15 protein-coding genes are annotated in these 17848 nt (G+C 73.4%); 6 read left to right on the forward strand and 9 right to left on the reverse strand.

Translation table 11 applies throughout. The features are described 5' to 3' along the window. Nucleotides 1-42 precede the first annotated feature (42 nt). Nucleotides 43-1275, forward strand: a complete 1233-nt coding sequence (locus ABD811_RS02860; RefSeq protein WP_344940174.1) for an MFS transporter — start codon at nucleotides 43-45, stop codon at nucleotides 1273-1275. A 43-nt stretch (nucleotides 1276-1318) separates the two neighbouring features. On the opposite strand, the gene ABD811_RS02865 is transcribed toward ABD811_RS02860, so the two are convergent. From ABD811_RS02865 to ABD811_RS02875, 3 genes are all read right to left on the reverse strand, one after another. Continuing rightward, nucleotides 1319-2275 carry an aspartyl/asparaginyl beta-hydroxylase domain-containing protein gene (locus ABD811_RS02865; protein WP_344940176.1) on the reverse strand — a complete coding sequence of 319 codons (957 nt, stop codon included), beginning with the start codon at nucleotides 2273-2275 and terminating at the stop codon, nucleotides 1319-1321. After that, on the reverse strand, nucleotides 2272-3039 hold the full coding sequence (locus ABD811_RS02870) for a class I SAM-dependent methyltransferase (protein WP_344940179.1): 768 nt from the start codon (nucleotides 3037-3039) through the stop codon (nucleotides 2272-2274). The genes ABD811_RS02865 and ABD811_RS02870 overlap by 4 nt, the downstream gene beginning before the upstream one ends. Nucleotides 3040-3111: 72 nt before the next feature. After that, the gene (locus ABD811_RS02875; protein WP_344940182.1) at nucleotides 3112-4188 is read right to left on the reverse strand and encodes a cytochrome P450; all 1077 of its coding nucleotides are present in this window, start codon (nucleotides 4186-4188) and stop codon (nucleotides 3112-3114) included. Nucleotides 4189-4674: 486 nt separating this feature from the next. On the opposite strand from ABD811_RS02875, the gene ABD811_RS02880 reads away from it, so the two are divergent. After that, nucleotides 4675-5844: a cytochrome P450 gene (locus tag ABD811_RS02880; RefSeq protein ID WP_344940185.1), complete on the forward strand. Its 1170-nt coding sequence runs from the start codon at nucleotides 4675-4677 to the stop codon at nucleotides 5842-5844. Then, nucleotides 5844-6035: a ferredoxin gene (locus ABD811_RS02885; RefSeq protein ID WP_344941054.1), complete on the forward strand. Its 192-nt coding sequence runs from the start codon at nucleotides 5844-5846 to the stop codon at nucleotides 6033-6035. Before ABD811_RS02880 ends, ABD811_RS02885 begins: the two co-directional genes overlap by 1 nt. 162 nt (nucleotides 6036-6197) lie before the next feature. Here ABD811_RS02885 and ABD811_RS02890 read toward each other — a convergent pair whose 3' ends face one another. Further along, a complete protein-coding gene (locus tag ABD811_RS02890; RefSeq protein WP_344940188.1) occupies nucleotides 6198-8378 on the reverse strand; it encodes a TerD family protein in 2181 nt (726 codons plus the stop codon). Between the two features lie 119 nt (nucleotides 8379-8497). On the opposite strand from ABD811_RS02890, the gene ABD811_RS02895 reads away from it, so the two are divergent. Then, entirely contained in the window at nucleotides 8498-8896 is a 399-nt protein-coding gene (locus ABD811_RS02895; RefSeq protein ID WP_344940191.1) for a mycothiol transferase, read from the forward strand. Continuing rightward, nucleotides 8802-9941 carry an FAD-dependent monooxygenase gene (locus ABD811_RS02900; protein WP_344940194.1) on the forward strand — a complete coding sequence of 380 codons (1140 nt, stop codon included), beginning with the start codon at nucleotides 8802-8804 and terminating at the stop codon, nucleotides 9939-9941. Before ABD811_RS02895 ends, ABD811_RS02900 begins: the two co-directional genes overlap by 95 nt. A gap of 108 nt (nucleotides 9942-10049) precedes the next feature. Here ABD811_RS02900 and ABD811_RS02905 read toward each other — a convergent pair whose 3' ends face one another. Further along, nucleotides 10050-10268: a hypervirulence associated TUDOR domain-containing protein gene (locus tag ABD811_RS02905; protein ID WP_344940197.1), complete on the reverse strand. Its 219-nt coding sequence runs from the start codon at nucleotides 10266-10268 to the stop codon at nucleotides 10050-10052. A 338-nt stretch (nucleotides 10269-10606) separates the two neighbouring features. Here ABD811_RS02905 and mptB point away from each other — a divergent pair, with 338 nt between their 5' ends. Beyond that, nucleotides 10607-12112 (forward strand): polyprenol phosphomannose-dependent alpha 1,6 mannosyltransferase MptB, encoded by a 1506-nt coding sequence (mptB, locus tag ABD811_RS02910; RefSeq protein WP_344940200.1) that lies wholly within the window; start codon nucleotides 10607-10609, stop codon nucleotides 12110-12112. A gap of 54 nt (nucleotides 12113-12166) precedes the next feature. Here mptB and ABD811_RS02915 read toward each other — a convergent pair whose 3' ends face one another. The 4 genes from ABD811_RS02915 to ABD811_RS02930 are packed head-to-tail and all read right to left on the reverse strand — an operon-like array spanning nucleotide 12167 to nucleotide 17719. Beyond that, nucleotides 12167-13426: an NAD(P)/FAD-dependent oxidoreductase gene (locus tag ABD811_RS02915; RefSeq protein WP_344940203.1), complete on the reverse strand. Its 1260-nt coding sequence runs from the start codon at nucleotides 13424-13426 to the stop codon at nucleotides 12167-12169. Continuing rightward, nucleotides 13423-14826, reverse strand: coding sequence for an NAD(P)/FAD-dependent oxidoreductase (locus ABD811_RS02920; RefSeq protein WP_344940206.1), 1404 nt, complete (start codon nucleotides 14824-14826; stop codon nucleotides 13423-13425). The genes ABD811_RS02915 and ABD811_RS02920 overlap by 4 nt, the downstream gene beginning before the upstream one ends. Next, nucleotides 14823-16256, reverse strand: coding sequence for an FGGY family carbohydrate kinase (locus ABD811_RS02925; RefSeq protein ID WP_344940210.1), 1434 nt, complete (start codon nucleotides 16254-16256; stop codon nucleotides 14823-14825). Before ABD811_RS02925 ends, ABD811_RS02920 begins: the two co-directional genes overlap by 4 nt. Continuing rightward, a complete protein-coding gene (locus ABD811_RS02930) occupies nucleotides 16253-17719 on the reverse strand; it encodes an amino acid permease (protein ID WP_344940213.1) in 1467 nt (488 codons plus the stop codon). The genes ABD811_RS02925 and ABD811_RS02930 overlap by 4 nt, the downstream gene beginning before the upstream one ends. Nucleotides 17720-17848 lie beyond the last annotated feature (129 nt).

The raw sequence follows: 17848 nt of genomic DNA on the forward strand, positions 1-17848 counted from the left end.
CGGGGTCTGGTCGGGTTGATCAATGTCCCGCACAGTGGACGCATGACGTCGTTGGAGGGCGCACCGCGCGCCACGTACCGGGACGTGCTGGCCGAGCCCCGCTTCCGCGTGCTGTTCGGCGCGCGCTGCCTGTGGATCATGGGCAGCGTGCTGCGGATGGTCGGGCTGTCCGTGCTGGTGTACGGGCGGACCGGCTCGCCGCTGCTGGCCGGGCTGGCGTTCGGCGTCGGCTGGCTGCCGCAGGTCGCCGGCGGGCTGCTGCTCGGCGCGCTGGCCGACCGGCTGCGGCCCCGGCCGCTGGTCGTCGGCGCGTACGCGGCGGGTGCGGTGGCGACGGCGGTTCCGGCGCTGCCGGGCGCGCCGGTCGCGGTGTCCCTGCTGCTGGTGGCGTTGGTCTCCGTCGTCACCCCGGTGGTGTCGGGCGCGTTCAACCGGCTGATCAGCGAGGTGCTCAGCGGCGACGCCTACGTGCTGGGACGCTCCCTGACCATGGTCGCCGCCTCGGCCGCGCAGGTGCTGGGGCTGGCGTTCGGGGGGATCGTCATCGCCGCGCTCGGCGCCCGCTCCGCGCTGCTCGTCGCGACGGCCGCCTTCCTGCTGGCCGCGGCGCTCACCCGGGCACGGCTGCCCGACCTGCCCGCCGCGCCGCGCGCCGACGGGATGCCGGGGTCGGTGCTGCGGGAGAGCTGGTCCGGCAGCCGCGACCTGCTCGCCGACCCGATCGTGCGGGCTCTGCTGCTGGTGCAGTGGCTGCCCCTGGTGTTCGTGTCCGGCGCCGAGGGCCTGCTCGTGCCGTACGCGGCGGTGCGCGGGTTCCCCGAGGGCGTGGGGGCGCTGCTGCTGGCGTGCTCGCCCGCCGGGATGATGGTGGGCAACCTGGCCGTCGGGCGGGGGCTGGGGCCGCGGGCGCGGGAGCGCATGGTCGTGCCGCTGCTGGTCCTGCTCGGCCTGCCGCTGCTGGGGCTGGCGCTGCCCGTTCCGCTGGCGGTCGTGGTCGTCCTGCAGTTCGCCGCCGGGGTCGGGTACGCCTACGAGCTGGGCATCCAGCGGCAGTTCGTCGACGCGGTGCCCGACGGCGCGCGGGGGCACGCGTTCGGGCTGGCCTCGACCGGGATGATGACGTTCCAGGGCATGGGGCCGGTGCTGTCCGGGGCCGTCGCGGAGTTCCTCCCGGTCGGCGGCACCATCGCGCTCGGCGGGGCGGCGATCCTGCTGACCGCGCTGCTGCTGCGCGGCGGGCTCCGCCGCGCCCGCCGCCTCGGCGAACGGCACTAGCGGCGGGCGGGGCGGCGCGGCGCCGGGGTACGCGGGTCCGGGGTCAGGGTTCGGAGGGGCGTTCCCAGCAGGTGAGCCGCCGTCCGGCCCGTACCCACATGCGGACGCGTCCGTCTGAGGCGATGTGCAGCGTGCGCTCCTCGCTCCAGCCCCGCAGCCGGAACTCGCCCGCGCCCAGGTGGACGAGCCCGAAGGTCGGCTCGCCGGCGACCTCCAGCACCGGTTCGCCGTCCACGGCCACGATCCGCGCGGGCAGGTCCGCGCCGGACGAGACCTCGTCCTCCGACCATTCGCGGAACGCGGCGGGCAGCATGAAGCTCCGGCGCAGCGCGCCGAGCTCCCGCTCCGGCAGCGGCACGGGCGGACGGGCGAACAGCACGTCGCCGATCGGCAGCCGGTCGCGGACGTCGTCCGGGAACAGGCCCAGCAGCTCCGGTGTGACCAGCATGTCCAGGACGAGGTGGATCCTGGCCTCGTCGCCGGAGTTGCGCACCAGGTGGGGGCGGCTGAAGTCGCCGTACCAGAGCCGTCCCGGCTCCCAGTGGTACTCCACCCCCTCGATGACGACGACCGCGCCGGGGTTGGTGGTGATCGGCACGTGCAGGCGGAGCGTCCCGTAGGGCAGGCCGATCTTGGAGTCGCGGTGCTCGGGGGATTCGGCGCCCGGTCCCAGCGCCATCAGCCGCACCGCCCGCAGCGGCGCCGGCACGGCCGCCATCACCGCGCCGAGCGCGGGGCAGGCCGCCAGGTGCGGGGTGTCGGCGAACTTCGCCAGCCCGGCGCCGCCCGGATCGGTGCGGGCCGGATCGCCCCCGGGGCTGCGCAGGGACAGGATCGTCCAGTCCGCGGCCGTCGTGGACATCAGCCCGTCCTGGCCATAGGGCCGCTGCGCCTTCCATGCGCGCTCGCGCAGCCGGCGGACCTCCGCCGCCAGCGGTTCCACGTCGAAGCGCAGGTCCAGCGCCGTCACGGCCGGCGCCGCCGTCATCGTGCCGGTCACGGCCGCCCCGCGACGGCGCGCGCCACCAGCGTGCCGGGGTTGTCGTCCTCTTCGGGACGGTAGGTCGGCGCGTGGAGCACCGAGCCGCCCACCGCCTCGAACCCGGCCGCCTCCAGGTCCTTCAGCACGGGCTCCCTGCGGTGCAGGTTGTGGTCGCGCTCCACCGTCTCGGTGGAGAGCAGCTCGTCGCCGAGGTAGGTGCGGTAGACGTAGCGGAGCCGCCCGAGGTCGGGGCCGAGCTTGCGGACGGCGGTCGACAGCTCGTACCGGCAGTCGCCCGCACGCACCTCGCCCCGCACGTGCTCGTCCCATTCGGGCACCGGCTCGTCCAGGACCATGTCCATGGCGAGCAGGCCGCCGTCCACCAGATGCTCGCGGATCGTGGTGAACAGGCGCAGCCGGGCGTCGGTGGGGATGTGCTCCAGCACGCCGCCGAAGCAGACCAGGTCGAAGCGCCGGTTCAGCTTGAAGTCGGGGGCCGCGCCGTCCAGGACGGTCACCCGGTCCAGCAGGTGCGGCCGCTGCGCGAGCTTGGACAGCAGCACGGCCCGCATCGTCGCGGACCGTTCCAGGCAGTAGACGCTCGCCGCCCGCTCCGCGACGGCCAGGGTGATCCGGCCCGTGCCCGGGCCCAGCTCCAGCACGCTGCCGCCCTCGGGGACCAGGTCGGTGAAGAAGCCCACCGGCGGCCACCCGTCGGGTCCGGCGGCGGTGCGCAGCAGCTCGTAGTAGCCGGCGGAGAACGCGTACGGCTCAGCGGACATCGATGCTCCCATCGGAGGTCGGATCGGCGCGGTCGGCGAGAAGGGAGGGGTCGGGACGGGAGGCCGTGGCGGTCATGCCCGGGGCCCGTCCGCCACGGGAAGCCGGACGAGCGAGCGCAGCGTCGCCACCGGGACGCGCTCGGGTTCGCCGGCCAGCGTCAGCTTCGGGCGGACGGCGACCAGGGCCGTGAACGCCGCCCGGAACACCAGCCGCGTCAGGGCGGCGCCGAGGCAGACGTGCGCGCCCCGGCCGAGCGCGAGATGCGGGTTGGGGGTGCGGTCGAGCCGGATCTCGTCCGGCCGTTCGAACACCTCGGGGTCCCGGTTGGCCGCGGCGACGAGGGCGATGACCTCCTCCCCCCTGGACACCCGCCGGTCGCCGAGGGTCAGGTCCGCCGCGCAGATCCGCGTGACGGCCTGCACCGGGCCGTCGAACCTGAGCAGTTCGTCGGCCGCGCGGTCGAGGCCGGCGCGGTCGAGCGGCGCCAGCACGGCGAGCCCGTCGCGGCCGCGCAGCAGCGCCAGCAGCGCGTTGCCCACCGCGGCGGCGACCGACCCGCAGGTCGACAGGGCCATGAACCGCACGGTGCTCTGGAAGGCGGCCTCGGACACGCCCGCCTCGCCGCACCACCGTTTGAAGAACTCCAGCGGCGACCCCTCGGCGGGCGCGGCGCACCAGCCGGCGACGAGCCGCCCGATGTACTCCCTGGACGACGCCGTGCCCGCCACCACCTCCGGCCGCAGCCCGGCGTCCATGAGCCGTTCCACCTCGACCAGGTGGGGCACGAAGGTCGCCCGGTCGGGCTCGGGCACGCCCAGCACCAGGTGCACGGCCCGCAGGACGAGCGGACGGACGAAGTCCTCGATCGCGTCGAACGCATCGGAGCCGCGCGCGACGAGCAGCTCGGCGGCGCGGTCGGTGAGCGCGGGCTCGGCCCCCGCCTCCTCGACCCCGCGCAGGGCCTGGCCGATCGCGCCGCGGAACGCCTGGCTCTCCGGCGGGTCCATGCCCTGGACGCCGGGCGGGGCCGGCTCGTCCGGCCGCACCCGGGACGGGTCGGCGGCGAACAGGCCGGTGTCGCGCAGCACGAACCGGCAATCCTCGTACCGGGTCACCACCCACGCCCGCAATGGCGCGAACCAATGCACCGGGTCATGTTCCCTGAGCACCGCGTACACCGAATAAGGATCTTCGAGAAAATCGGGTGAGCGCGGATCGAATAGCGGCTTGCTCGGCATCGGCGACCACCAGAGGATGATCCGGCACCGAAATCCGGCACCGGCCGGAATGACGAGGAGAATGCCTGGCCTGGATGATCCGGTGACCACCCAGGCCGGCCGCTGTCATCACCAAATGTACTTCATGACCAGGCTCCTCTCGCATTTGACAAGATCATTTGATCTGGTCAAGAGTAAATCCGCCCGCATCCGCGGTCAATTGTCGAGATCTGCCAAGGCCGCATCCCCGCTTTGCCGGACACAGAATGCGCGCACCGCGTCACGCGCCGTCGCCGTGGACACCCCCCGAGATCGGGGTTACAGTGGCGCGGGGGCCCTTCTGGCAGTTATCTCGGCACATCTTCTCCGTGGAGCCGCGCATTGAACGACGATTCTTCTCCGCTGCCCACTTTTCCGATGCCGCGGCGCTGTCCCTTTTCCCCGCCGCCCGAATACGAGCGGTTGCGCGCGGCGGGGCCGCTGGCGCGGGTGTCCTTCCTGGACGGCCCGGTGTGGGTGGTGACGCGCCAGGCGGAGGCGCGGCGGCTGCTCACCGACCCGCGGTTCAGCACCGACCCGAGCACGCCCGGGCATCCGCTCGCCGGTTTCGCGGGCTCGGCCGACGAGCAGGCCGGCCAGTTCCTCGACATGGACCCGCCCGAGCACGGCCGCTACCGCCGGATGGTGATCCCCGACTTCAGCGTCAAGCGCGTCCGGGAGATGCGGCCGCGGATCCAGCGGGTGGTCGACCGGCTGGTCGACGACATGCTCCGCGGCGACGGGGCCGACCTGGTCACCGCGTTCGGGCTGCCGCTGGCCTCCCTGATGATCTGCCAGATCCTGGGAGTGCCGTACGAGGACCACGACTACTTCCACCGCTGCACCCGCAGGATCGCCGAGGCGTCCGGCGAGGGCGCCGAGCAGGAGACGGCCGCCGCCCGCACCGAGCTGATCACCTACCTCGGCACGCTGGTCGACCGCGCGGCACGGCACCCCGGCGACGACATCGTCAGCCGCCTGGCCGCCACGCGGCTGGCGACCGGTGAGCTGTCCCGCGACGAACTGGTCGGCATCGCGTTCCTGCTGCTGGTGGCGGGCCACCAGACCACCGCCAACATGCTCCCGCTCGGTGTGTTCACGCTGCTGAGCCATCCCGCGCAGCTCGCCGACCTCACCGCCGACCCCGGGCTGTGGCCCGGCGCCGTGGAGGAACTGCTGCGCTTCCACTCGGTCGTGGACTGGGCCGCCTTCGACCGGGTCGCCACCGAGGACGTGGAGCTCGGCGGCCAGGTGATCCGCGCGGGCGAGGGCATCTTCGTCCTCGGCGCGTCCGCCAACCGCGACGAACTCGTCTACGAGCGTCCCGACGAGTTCGACGTGCACCGCGGCACCCGGCACCATCTGGCGTTCGGATACGGCTTCCACCAGTGCCTGGGGCAGCACCTGGCCCGCGCGGAACTGGAGATCGGCCTGCGCACGCTGTTCGAACGCATCCCCTCCATCCGCCTCGCCGTCGGTCCGGACGAACTCCCGTTCAAGTACGAGAACCGCACCTTCGGCCTCTACCGCCTCCCGGTGACCTGGTGATGTCGATATCCGCCGACCGCGACCGGTGCATCGGCTCCGGCCAGTGCCTGCTGTCCGCCCCGCACGTCTTCGACTCCGACGACGAGGGCCTCGTCGTCGTGGTGGAACCCGGCCACACCGGCGACCCGGCCGTACGAGAGGCCGCCGCCCTGTGCCCGGTCCGCGCCATCACGGTGACCGGGGAGACCTGACGCGGCGCCGGTGACCTGGACGGACGGGCATCCGGCCGGCCGCCCGGGCCACCGTCGCGCACGCATCACGGTGGGGCGAGGAGAGCGAGAGGGCTGGTTACGTTCGAAGCGTGAGAAGGAAGCCTCCTCATGGCCTCGCCCCGCCGTTACGGTAGCAGCCGGTCAGGCGGGGATCAGGTCCCTCAGCCGGTCGGGGGTGAACACCCGCGACGCCTCGTGCAGGCCCTCGGGGCGTTCCAGGCCGATGAAGGTGACCGGCCCGCCGGGGATCGTCCTGCCGTCCCAGGTCGTCACCGATCCGGCGCGTTCCGCCAGCAGGCCGATCAGGTGCCGGACGGTGAGGTACCGGCGTTCCACGGTGGCGCGGACCAGCCTCGCCGTCGACAGGCGGTTGCCCTCGACCCGGTTGAACGCCGGACGGCCCTTCAGGTGCAGGTGCAGCCACTTGGCGCGCCAGCGGCCGTCGTCACCGCGCATGAACACCAGCGGCAGCGCGACGCGGCCGGGGCCGCGCAGCTCTGACTTCATCCGCACGGTGCGGGGTTCGAACGGCCGCCCGGCCTGGTCGGCGTCGCGCAGCATGAATCCGAAGAACGACTCGGCGACCCGGTCGAAGCCCTCGCCGGAGTAGATGTTGACCTGCGGGATGACGAACCGGGCCGGTACCCGGTCCAGGCGCAGGTTGATGAACTCCGTCGCGCCGTCCGGCGCCACGACGATGTCGCCGGAGTGCTCGCCTCCCACCTGCGTGAGGGACGTGTACGACAGCCAGGTGGGGTTGCGGTAGTCGCCGTCGAGCATCAGGGCCGACAGGTCGAAGTCGGTGTCGTGGTCGCGCTGCCTCCAGTGGACGAAGAACCGCAGCAGTTCGCCGTCGACCCGGGTCACCGAACCCCGCGGCAGCACTCCGAGACCGTCCGCCGTGGCCTTCCCGCTGAGCGGCAGCGCGACGTCCAGCACGTCGGGGTCGACCAGCAGACGCCCGATCGGTGGCAGGCGGCGTTGGATCTCGGCGTCCAGGAACGCCGCCAGCCGCTCCACCGTCTGCTCGTCCAGCGGCGGGCGGGTGTCGGGCGCGGTGATGCCGCGGCCCAGGCGGTTGGCGAAGACCCGGGTGCCTCCCCCGGCGGCGCGGTTGAGCAGATGCTCCCGGACGGACAGCACGACACGGCCCGAGACCCGCCCGGCCACCGTCTCGGCGATCTCCAGGACGGCGTCTCGTTCGGCCGGCGTGGACGCGGTGCGCAGGAGCCGGTCCAGTGACCGGAAGAGCAGGCCCGGCGCCCCTTTCAGCAGGGTCGCCGCACCCGGCACGTCGCCGGCGGCGAGCCGGGCCTCGACACGGGCCGCGAAGGAAGGCGCCGTCCGCTCCCTTCGCGCCACGGCGAACACCTGGGCCGCGTGCGGCCATCGCGGGTACTCGTGCGGATGCAGCCGCTCCCCGAGGCGTTTCCACTGCTCCCGGCGGGCGGCCACGTCGCCCAGCTTGCCGGGGTCGGCGCGTACGACGTCGTCGAGGCCGGCGAGCAGGCTTCGCCGTACCGACCGTGACAGGGACGCGAACCGGGTCGGCTCCTGCAAGGTCACGTCGCCGCCTGACAGGGCGCAGGCCAGGCGCAGCACGTCGGTGACGGTGTCCAGCAGCGGATCGGCCCCGGCCGCCAGACGCGCCTGGTTGACGACGGCCCGGTTCTCCCGGATCGGGATGGTCTCCGGTTGCGGGCCCGTCGCGCAGTGCCCGGCCAGCCGCCGCAGCGCCCGCAGGTCGTCGTCGCCGAGCGGGGTGACGCTCCCGGCCAGCCGCAGGTACAGGTCCTGGAGCTCCTCGGCGAGGCCGCGCCCCAGGTGCAGGATCGTCACCCTGTCCGCGGCCTTGGCGATCAGCTCGTCGTGCGCGGCCAGCATCTCCTCGTAGGTGTGCTGGTAGCGACCGTAGGCGGGCAGGGCGAGCAGGTTCAGCACACCGTGTCGCGCCTCGTCGGCCACCGTGGCGGCCGTGCCCGGGGACGCCTCCGGATCGGCCAGTGCCTGCCGGAGGCATCGCAGCCAGAAGTCGAGAGTGTCGGGGACGTCGCGGGGGAAGTCGCGGAAGTAGGCGTTGTGCTGGACGTGCCCGCCGACCATGGCGCGCACGACCGGCAGCACTCGCACCGCCGTGTCGATGACGGTCCCCTCCGACAGGCCCGACAGATGTGCCAGCAGTTCGGACGACAGCTTGAAGCCCACCGTCATCAGCACCGCGTCGAACTGGCGTGCCGCCACGGCCCCGGACCCGGCCGGCCCCTCGGGGAAAGGAACGCGGCACGTGTGCTGGACGACCAGTTTCGTCAGGCTGCTGTTCACGACGGCCATGCTGCCAGTCCGGCCGAGGCACCGCACTTCCGCTCACCGAGACCGCGATACGCGAATTCTCGAGGAATTCCCTCTGCGGTACACGCCCCGCGGAAAGGCAGCGGTCCTTTATGCCGTACCGCCGCCGGCGCCAGACACTGGCCATGCATAGATCCGGGCTGACCGCCGGACAGCTCAGGCGCAAGGCGGTTCCCGCCTCTGTCCTGTCCCTGCTCGGGCTGGTGCGGCACATGGCAGAGGTGGAGCGGGTATGGTTCCAGGTCGTCATCAATGACGAACAACCGGCCAGATACTGGCAGCCCTTGCCCAATGGCGGCTGCGTGAACGCATCGACGGCGCCGCCGAAGAATAGAAGCCGTCCGTATGGCGTTTCCCGTGGAGAGCGTGGTGGCGCCGGCTCTGGCGAGGTGAGAGATGGCGCGGAGAGCTGTGGTCGTCGGGGGCGGGATCGGCGGGTTGGCCGCGGCGGTGGCCCTGTGCCGCCGCGGCTGGCAGGTGGAGGTCTGTGAGCGCGCGGCGGAGTTCACCGAGATCGGCGCCGGGCTCACGCTGTGGCCCAACGCGCTGCGGGCCCTCGAGACGCTCGAACTGGCGGGCCGCGTCCGGGAGATCGGGGCGGTCGAGAACGCCGGGGGTGTGCGTGGCCGCTCGGGGCGTTGGCTGTCGCGGGTCGACAACGCCGAGATCGAGCGCCGGTTCGGGTTTCCCGTGCTGATGGTGCACCGCGCCGACCTGGTCCGTGTCCTGGCGGACGCGTTGCCGCGGGAGGCGTTGCGTCCGTCCACCACGGTGACCGGGGTACGCGACGACGGTGACGCGGTGGTGGTCGAGCACGACGCCGGTGACCTGCGGGCCGACCTGGTGATCGGCGCCGACGGCCTGCACAGCACCGTGCGCCGCCTGCGATGGCCGACGGCCCGGGCGCCCCGGTACGCGGGGTTCACCGCCTGGCGGATGATCGCGGCACCGCTGCCCGAGCCGATCGCCGACGGTGCCGTGACGTGGGGACGCGGCGAACTGTTCGGCTTCACCTCGATGACGGGCGGCAGAACCTACTGCTTCGCCAGCGCCTCGGTGCCGCCGGACGGGGCCGCCCCGGACGGGGAGGCCGCGGAGCTGCGGCGGCGGTTCGCGCAATGGCCCGACCCCATCCCGCGGCTGCTCGCCGCCGTTCCGGTGGACGGTGTGCTGCGGCATGACGTCTACGACCTGCCGCCGCTGCCCGGCTACGTCACGGGCCGGATCGCCCTGCTCGGCGACGCGGCCCACGCGATGACGCCGAACCTGGGGCAGGGCGCCTGCCAGGCCCTGGAGGACGCCGTCGTCCTGGCCGCCTGCCTCGACCAAACCCCGGACATCGGGTCCGCGCTGGTCCGCTACGACCGGCGGCGCAGGCCCCGCACCCAGCGCGTGGCGCGCCGCTCCGCGCGCATGGGGGCGCTGAGCCTCGCGGCGTGGCCACCGGCCGCGACGGCGCGGAACCTGGTCGCCCGGCTCGCGCCCGGCGCGGCGACCGTGCGCACCATGGCGCCCATCCTCGGCTGGAGACCCTGACGCCGGCGCCGGCCCCGTCCCGGTCAGGTCTTGAGCGGGCCGTGGACCCCGGTGAGGTCCACCAGGTCGTGGAACAGGCTCGTGAGCCGCTCGCCGTCCGGCACGGTTTCAGTCGTCCTTCTCCAGCGCGCCGGGCTTGTGCACGGCCCTGCCTCCGGACTTCTCACTGCGGACCTCGTACTGCGGTTCGTCCGGCGACGCCGCGACCGTCCGGCCCGCGGCCTCGGTCCGTTCGGTGATCTCGCGCTCGACCTCGCCGTGGGCCTCACTGCCGTGACTACGCCAGGAGACCCGGTCCCCCTTGCGCAGCCTCTTGCCCTTCCCCATGGTGCCCTCCTCCGTCCTGTCCGCCCGTCCGCCTCCCATACCCGCAGGTCAGGGGAACGCACGGGGCGGCGGCGGGTACGCGGCGACGGCCATTACGCGAAAAGGACGCCAGCCATTTTCGGCATTCCCCGAAGGAATTACAGTACGTGTCAGGCTGGCGACAAATAGTGAGTGAACTAGGTCGTAGAGTATGTGTTCCGCATACGATCCACTGCTCTCCCCCGCCGATGTGCCCGGTTCCGCGCGTGCCGCATGGCCGGGCCATTGGTCGCCGACCGAGGTCTTACATCTTCATGAACTCCCCACGACAGCACCGAGGATCTCCTACAGTTCCGCAGGTGTCGATCTTGACTGGGCCGCCCGGTGTCCGCGGCACGACGCAGGCAGCGGGCGGGCGCCGCGGCCGGGTCACGGCACTGCTGGGGCTCGGCCTTCTCGGTGTCAGCGTGGCGGTGTTCGCGGCCGGCATGACGGCGGGACCGTCCGGGCTGGTGGCCCGCTGGGGTCCCGGCGGCCCGTTCCTCTACTGGGCGGCCGACCTCTCCCGGAGCACGGTCACCCTGGTGAGCCGCGGCGCCGCCGTCTGCGCCGGGCTCGGGATCGTGCTGGTCCTGTGGGCGCTGAGGCGGGGATGGAGCGGCGTCCGGCCCCGCGTGCTGCTGCTGGCGGGAGCGCTCACCGCCATCCTGTTCACCCTGCTGCCGCCGGCCGGTTCCATCGACATCCTCAACTACGCCGTCTACGGCCGCATCACCGACCTCGGGCTCGACCCCTATGTGATGACGCCGAACGAGCTCCACCACACCGGTGACCCGGTGGGGCTGCTGCGTCCCCGGGCATGGGCGAAGCAGCCGACGGTGTACGGGCCTGTCGCCACCGCCGCACACGCCCTGGCGGCCCATCTCGGCGGCGCCTCCATGGCCTGGATCGTCTTCTGGCTCAAGGTCACCCACCTCGTGGCGTTCCTGGCGACCGCGGTGATGATCGACCGGCTCAGCGGCCCCGAGCCCGCCGCCCGCGTCCGGGCGGCGGTGCTGTGGACGGCCAATCCGCTGGCGCTGTTCTGGATGGTCGCCAGCGGCCATGTCGACGTGCTGGCGGTGGCGCTGCTGACCGGCGCCGTCTACCTGCTCGCCAGGCGGGCGCACACCGGCGCGGCCGTCACCGCCCACGGTCTGGCCGCGGGCGCCCTGGCCGGAGCCGCGGTGGCCGCCAAGGTGACGTTCCTGTTCCCGGTCCTCGGGCTGGCGCTGGCGTGTCTGCGGCGGCCCCGGACGTTGGTGACCGGCGCGCTCGGCGCCGCCGCCACCGTCGCGATCGGGTACCTCGTCGCCGGGCGCACGGCGATCGCGTCGCTGACCCAGCGGATGGCCCACGACAACGACCTGTTCCTTCCGATCCCCGAGATCCTGAGGGAACGCTCAACCGTCTACAGCGCGACGATCCTGCTGAGCACCCTCGTGACCGCCGCCGTGCTCTGGTGGCGGCTGCACCGCGACACCCCACCGGCCGCCGGGCACGACCGGCCGCTGGACGTGCGTCCCCTGGTCGCGTTCGCCCTCGCCTGTGTGGTGATGTCGCCCGTTCAGTACCCCTGGTACGACGCGGCCTTCCTGCCCTTGCTCGCCCTGCTGCCGCGCACGCGTTTCGACGAGGCCGTGGTGGTGCGCGGCGCCGTGCTCAGCGTCGTCCTTCTGCCGGGCATCGGCACCGCCACCTCCCAGTACGAGGCGGCGCGCGTCGCCGTCCTGCTCTTCTCGGCCGCCCTGGTGCTCCTGTGCCTGTTCACCGCCAGGCCGCGCACCCCCGCCCCTGCCCCGCGTCACAGCCCTGCGGAGGCGTGAACTCGCCGGTGAGAGCCCCGGTGTCTCACCGGCGAGGGGCGGGGGCGCGGCGGTTCACCGGCGTAGTGAGATCCGGATGTCGCCCGCGGCCGGATCGGCCGCGTCCAGCAGGTCGCTGGGGATGCGGAACATGCGGCCGGGGGCCGCGGGCCAGGGCAGGCGGCGTTCGGCGATGGGACGGCCGTTCTGGGCGACGACCACCCGGGGGAACGGCACGTACTCGTCCACCCAGGCCAGCAGCCGCCCGCGGGCGGGACCGCAGCCGCCGGGACGGTGCGTCATCGGGGAGATCCAGCGCAGCGGGCTCTCCGCGAGGATGCGGACGGGGTCGCCGGCGGGGCGTTCGCGGCCCGCCAGGTGGTCCAGGACGCTCGCGGCCACGTGCGCGCCGTCGAGGGCCGCGATGTCCGCGGTGTCGACGGGGTGCAGCAGGTTGCCCGCGGCGAAGACGCCCGGCCGGCTGGTGCGCAGGTCGGTGTCGACGGACGGGCCGAGAGTGCCGGGGTCGAGGTCGAGACCGGCCGCGCGGACCAGTTCGTTGTCCGGGATCCAGTCGCCGGTGAACACCACCGTGTCGCAGGGGACGACCTTCCGGCGGCCGTCGGCGAGGTTCTCGACCTCCACGCCCTCGACCCGGCGCTTGCCGATGATCCGGGTGACGCGGGTGCGGGTGCTGACCGGGACGCGCAGGCCGATCCTGCCCGCGGCGGAGAACACCGCGTACGCCTCGCCCCGGGGCCGTTCGGTGGTCATGAGCACGGTCCGGCATCCGGCGTGGCGCAGCGTCAGCACCGCCGACCAGCTGACCAGCTCGCTGCCGACGATGACCGCGCGGCGGCCCGGCCGGCGACGGTGCAGGTGCACCAGGTTCTGCAGGTGGCCGGTGGTGTAGACGCCGTCGGGGCGGTCGCCGGGCACCAGCCGTGCCGTCCTGGGGCGTTCCCGGGCGCCCGTCGCCAGCACCACGGCCTCGGCGTGGACGTCGAACAGGCCGTCCGGGGCGGTGACCTCCAGTCCGCCGTCAGAAGACCATCCGGTCACCATGGCGGCGGTGCGGATCTCGGCGCCCGCCCGTTCGGCGTCGCGTGCAATGCGGCGGGCGTAGTCCGGTCCGGTCGTGACGCGGTGGAGGTCGCGGACGCCGAAACCGGTGTGGCCGCAGTGCCGCGGGATGCCGCCGGCGTGCTGTTCGCGTTCCAGGACGAGGACCTGGCCGGGGACCGCCGGGGCGAGTTCCCGGGCGGCCCGCAGCCCGGCCGGGCCCGCTCCGACGATGACCACGGTGGGGGTCAGCCGAGTGCGTGTCGCGGTCATCGCGTGCCTTCCTTCAGGGCCTTCTCCAGCATCCCGGTGACGTTCGCGCCGCAGTAGAAGCCCTGGCAGCGCCCGTTCATGGCGCGTGTGCGGCGGCGCAGCCCGTCCAGGTCGCGCGGAGGGATCGTGCTGGTCAGCGCGTCGCGGATCTCGCCCCGGCTGACCCGTTCGCAGAAGCAGACGAGCGTGCCGTACGCCGGGTCGGCGGCGATGCGGTCGGCGTCGGCGTAGGGACGCGGGCGCGCCTCGCCGATGTTTGGCATGCGCGGCGGGTCGGGCAGGCCGGTGCGTTCGCGCAGCTCCAGTCCCGCCTCGCCGAGCAGTCCCAGCAGGTGTTCGGCGATCGCCATGCCGGCCGTCAGGCCGGTGGAGCGGATGCCGCCGGCGACGGCGTAGCGCTGCGCCGCGTCGACCTCGATGGTGTAGTCGGGCACGTCGCTGGCCGCGCGCAGACCGGCGTACGTGGCGGTGACCTCTTCCCGCAGCAGGCGGGGCATGATGCGCTCGCCGCGCCGGAGCAGGAACTCGTAGCCGTCCTCGGTGGTGGCGGTGTCGGCGCGGTCGGTCATGTCCTCGGCGGTCGGGCCGAGCATGACGTTGCCGTAGATCGTCGGGCTGACCAGGACGCCCTTGCCGACCTTGGACGGGACCGGGAGCACGATCCGGTCGACCAGCGGACGGGCCTGCTTGTCGTAGACGAGCAGTTCGCCGCGGCGAGGGTGCAGGTGGAAGCGGTCATGTCCGAACTGGGCGTCCAGCACGTCACCGCCGAGCCCGGCGGCGTTGACGACCCAGCGCGCGCGGACGTCCCCGGCGGTGGTGTGCAGGACGGTCACGTCCGCGCCGACGGTGACGGATTCGACGCGGTGCGAGCGCAGCAGGCGCGTTCCGCGCCGGACGGCGTCGGTGGCGAGCGCGAGCGTGGTCGTCCAGGTGCAGATGATGGACTCGCCGGGGACGGTCAGCCCGCCGAGCGCGCCGGGCCCGAGCGCCGGGACCTGCCGGTACACCTCGTCCGGGCCGACGATCTCGGTCTCGGTGTAGCCGTTGCGCTCGGCCTTGGCCTTCAGTCCGGGCAGGGCGTTCAGCTGCTCGTCGTCCCAGGCCACCAGCAGCGCCCCGGTCGGCTCGTAGGGGATGCCGGTGCGGTCGGCGTAGTCCTTGAGCAGGTGGTAGCCCTGGGCGACCAGGCGTGCCTCCAGGGTGCCGGGGGTGGCGTCGAATCCGGTGTGCAGGATGGCGGTGTTGGCCTTGCTGGTGCCGTCGCCGACGTCGCAGCGGGCGTCCAGCAACGCGACGTCGAGCCGGTGGCCCGACAGGGCCCTGGCGATCGCCGAGCCGACGACTCCGGCGCCGATCACCGCGACGTCGACGGCCGGCGGGGCCTGCGGGGTCGTCACTGTCCCTCCTTCGGGATCGCTGAGGTTTCCACGGCGGTCCTCCATCGTGTGCGGAAGCCGGCCGCCTCGTCCGGGCCGATACGCGGGGTGTAGCCGGTGCTGGGTGTCCAGTCGACGACCGCGTCGGCCAGGGGCAGCGCCGGGTCGGCGGCGGCCCGCGCCAGGGCGACGGCTCCGAGCGCGGTGGCGTGTTCGGACGGGTAGACGTCGACCTGTGCCTGCAGCAGGTCGGCGACGGCCTGCATCAGGACCCGGCTGCGGGTCAGGCCGCCGTCGACGCGCAGCCGCCGCAGCGGGCCGCCGATGTCGCGGGCCGTGCAGTCGGCCAGCTCGGCGACCTGGGCGGCGATGCCGTCGAGCACCGCCCTGACCAGGTGGCCGGCCGAGGTGGACAGCGTCATGCCGGTGAACGAGGCGGTGGCGTCCGGCGCCCACCAGGGCGCCGACAGCCCGGCCAGTGCCGGCACGCACAGCACGCCGTCGGCGTCGGACGCGGCGACGCGGTCCAGGTCGGGGGCGCCGCCGACGAGTCCGAGGTCCTGCAGCCACCGGACCGCCGAGGCGGCGGTGGCGACCTGCCCGTCGAAGCAGTACGACGTGCGGCCGCGGACCCGCCACGCGACCGAGGCGGCCAGCCCCGAGGTGGACCGGGCCGGTGCCGTGCCCATGTTGGCCAGCAGGAACGCTCCGGTGCCGAACGTGCACTTGGCCTCGCCCGGTGCCAGGCAGCGTTCGGCCAGCAGCGCGGCCTGCTGGTCGACGACCAGCCCGCCCACCGCGGCGGGGCCGCCAAACGCCGTGGTCTCGCCCACGATCTCGTCGCAGGCCGCGATCCGCGGCAGCGGCTCGTCCGCCAGCCCGAACAGCTCCAGCAGCTCGGCGTCCCAGGTGACGGTGTCGAGAGCGGTGACCAGCGAGCGGGACGCCGTGGCCGCGTCGGTGACGAACTCGCCGGTGAGCCGGTGCACCAGCCAGCTGTCGGTGGTGGTGACGACGCCGTCTCCGGTGAGGTTCTCCCGGATCCAGCGCATCTTCGGCGCGGAGAAGTACGGGTCGAGCACCAGCCCGGTACGGTCGCGCACCAGCTCGGCGGAGCCGTCGCGTTCGGCGCAGATCCCGGCGGCCCGCCGGTCCTGCCAGACGATCGCCTGGGTGAGCGGCTCGCCGGTGCGCGGATCCCAGGCCAGCACGGTCTCGCCCTGGTTGGCCAGGGTCACGCAGTCGACGCGCGCGCCCGCCTCGGCCACGGCGCGCCGCCCGGACTCCAGGACCGAGTCCAGCAGTTCGCCCGGGTCCTGCTCGACCCCGCCGCCGGGCAGGTAGCGGGGCCGCACCGGCAGCTCCACGACGCTCAGCACGCGGTCGGAGCCGTCGACGACCATCGCCTTGGTTCCCGACGTGCCCTGGTCGATCGCCAGCACGGTCGTCACGGCCGGCCTCCCGTGGCTCCGGCCCGTGCGGCGGGCGGGGGCGTGTCGTCGTCGAGAGCCTTGTCGATGTCGTGCATGTCCGGCATGGTCAGCCCGGCGGTGCCGTGCCGCACCAGCAGGTACGCCAGGTAGAGGGCGCCGAGCGCGAACATCACCGCGACGTAGAGCCACGGCTCGGCGAACGAGGCGTCCCGGAAGATCAGCAGTTCGTAGGCCAGCCAGACGGCGGCCAGCACCAGCACCGGGGTCTCCCAGCGGCCGAGCTGGAAGCCGCGGGACGGGGGCAGGCTCCGCCGCTTGGCGACGTACAGCGCGACGGTCGCCGCGTAGATGATCGCCGGCAGCAGGGTCGCGGCCGAGAACAGCGAGAACAGCGCCTGCGTGGAGCGCGCGAACAGCGCCAGCAGGACCTGCGCGATCACGAACATCAGCACGGCGGCGTTCATCGGCGTGCCGGTGGCGGGGTTGATCCGGCGCAGGAGCGGCCATCCCGGGAAGCGCCGGTCGCGCGCCATCGCCCAGACCAGCCGGGCGCCGCTGAGCAGGATGACCAGGCCGCAGGAGAAGATCGAGACGACCACCAGCACGAGCAGGCCCTTGCCGACGTAGGAGCCGAGGACGCGGGCGATCACGTCCGCGACCGGGGTGTCGGAGCGCGCCAGGGCGGCCGGGTCGCCGGCCAGCGCGGTCACCGCGATCAGGAACAGCATGCCCAGCACGCCGAGCCCCAGTACGGCCTGCGCCATCGCCTTGGGCACCACGCGCGCCGGGTCCCTGGTCTCCTCGGCCAGGTTCGCCGCCGACTCGAACCCGACGATGGTGAAGGCGCCCAGCAGGAAGCCCAGCGCCCACGGCCCGGCGGACGTCGCCCCGCCCAGGGAGAAGTAGCCGTCGCGCGGAACGTCGGCGGTGCTGAACAGGGTGCCGAAGTCCAGCGCGCCGGTGACGGCGCCGACGACGAACAGCAGCACCGTGAGCGACACCATGCCGATCAGCTGGATGGTGACCGCGACGTTGTTGACGCGCTGCGTCACGCGGGTGGACAGGGCGACCAGGACGGCCTGGAGCAGCAGCACCACGGCGGTGATGACCCACGCGTTCTGGCTGGTGCCCTGGTACTGGAACAGCACCGGCAGGATCGTCGCGGCGATGGTGTAGTCGACGGCGACCACCACCACCGACAGGAAGGTGAAGGAGATCCAGCCCATGATCCAGCCGAGGACCGGGTTGGCCAGCCGTGACGTCCACTGGTAGGCGTAGCCGCTGACCGGGATGCGGGCGGCGAGGGCGCCGAAGACCAGCGCCACGCACAGCTGCCCCACCACGACGACGGGCCACGTCCAGATGCCCATCGGCCCCGAGCTGTTGAGCACCGAGCCGTACGCGGTGAAGATGCCGGTCGCGATCGACACGAACCCGAACGCCACGGCGAAGGAGGCGTACCGGCCCAGCTCGCGCTTCACCTCCTGCGCGTAGCCGAACTCCGACAGGCCGTCGCCGCCGCTGGGCGCGCCGTGGCCGGCACCGGGGGTCTGGGACGCGCCGCGTCGCGCGGCGGCATGGCAGAATCGGCCATCGATCGTCTCCTCGCA

Origin of the sequence: Actinomadura miaoliensis (genome assembly GCF_039536785.1) — a bacterium.
In the GTDB taxonomy this organism is placed as follows: domain Bacteria; phylum Actinomycetota; class Actinomycetes; order Streptosporangiales; family Streptosporangiaceae; genus Spirillospora; species Spirillospora miaoliensis.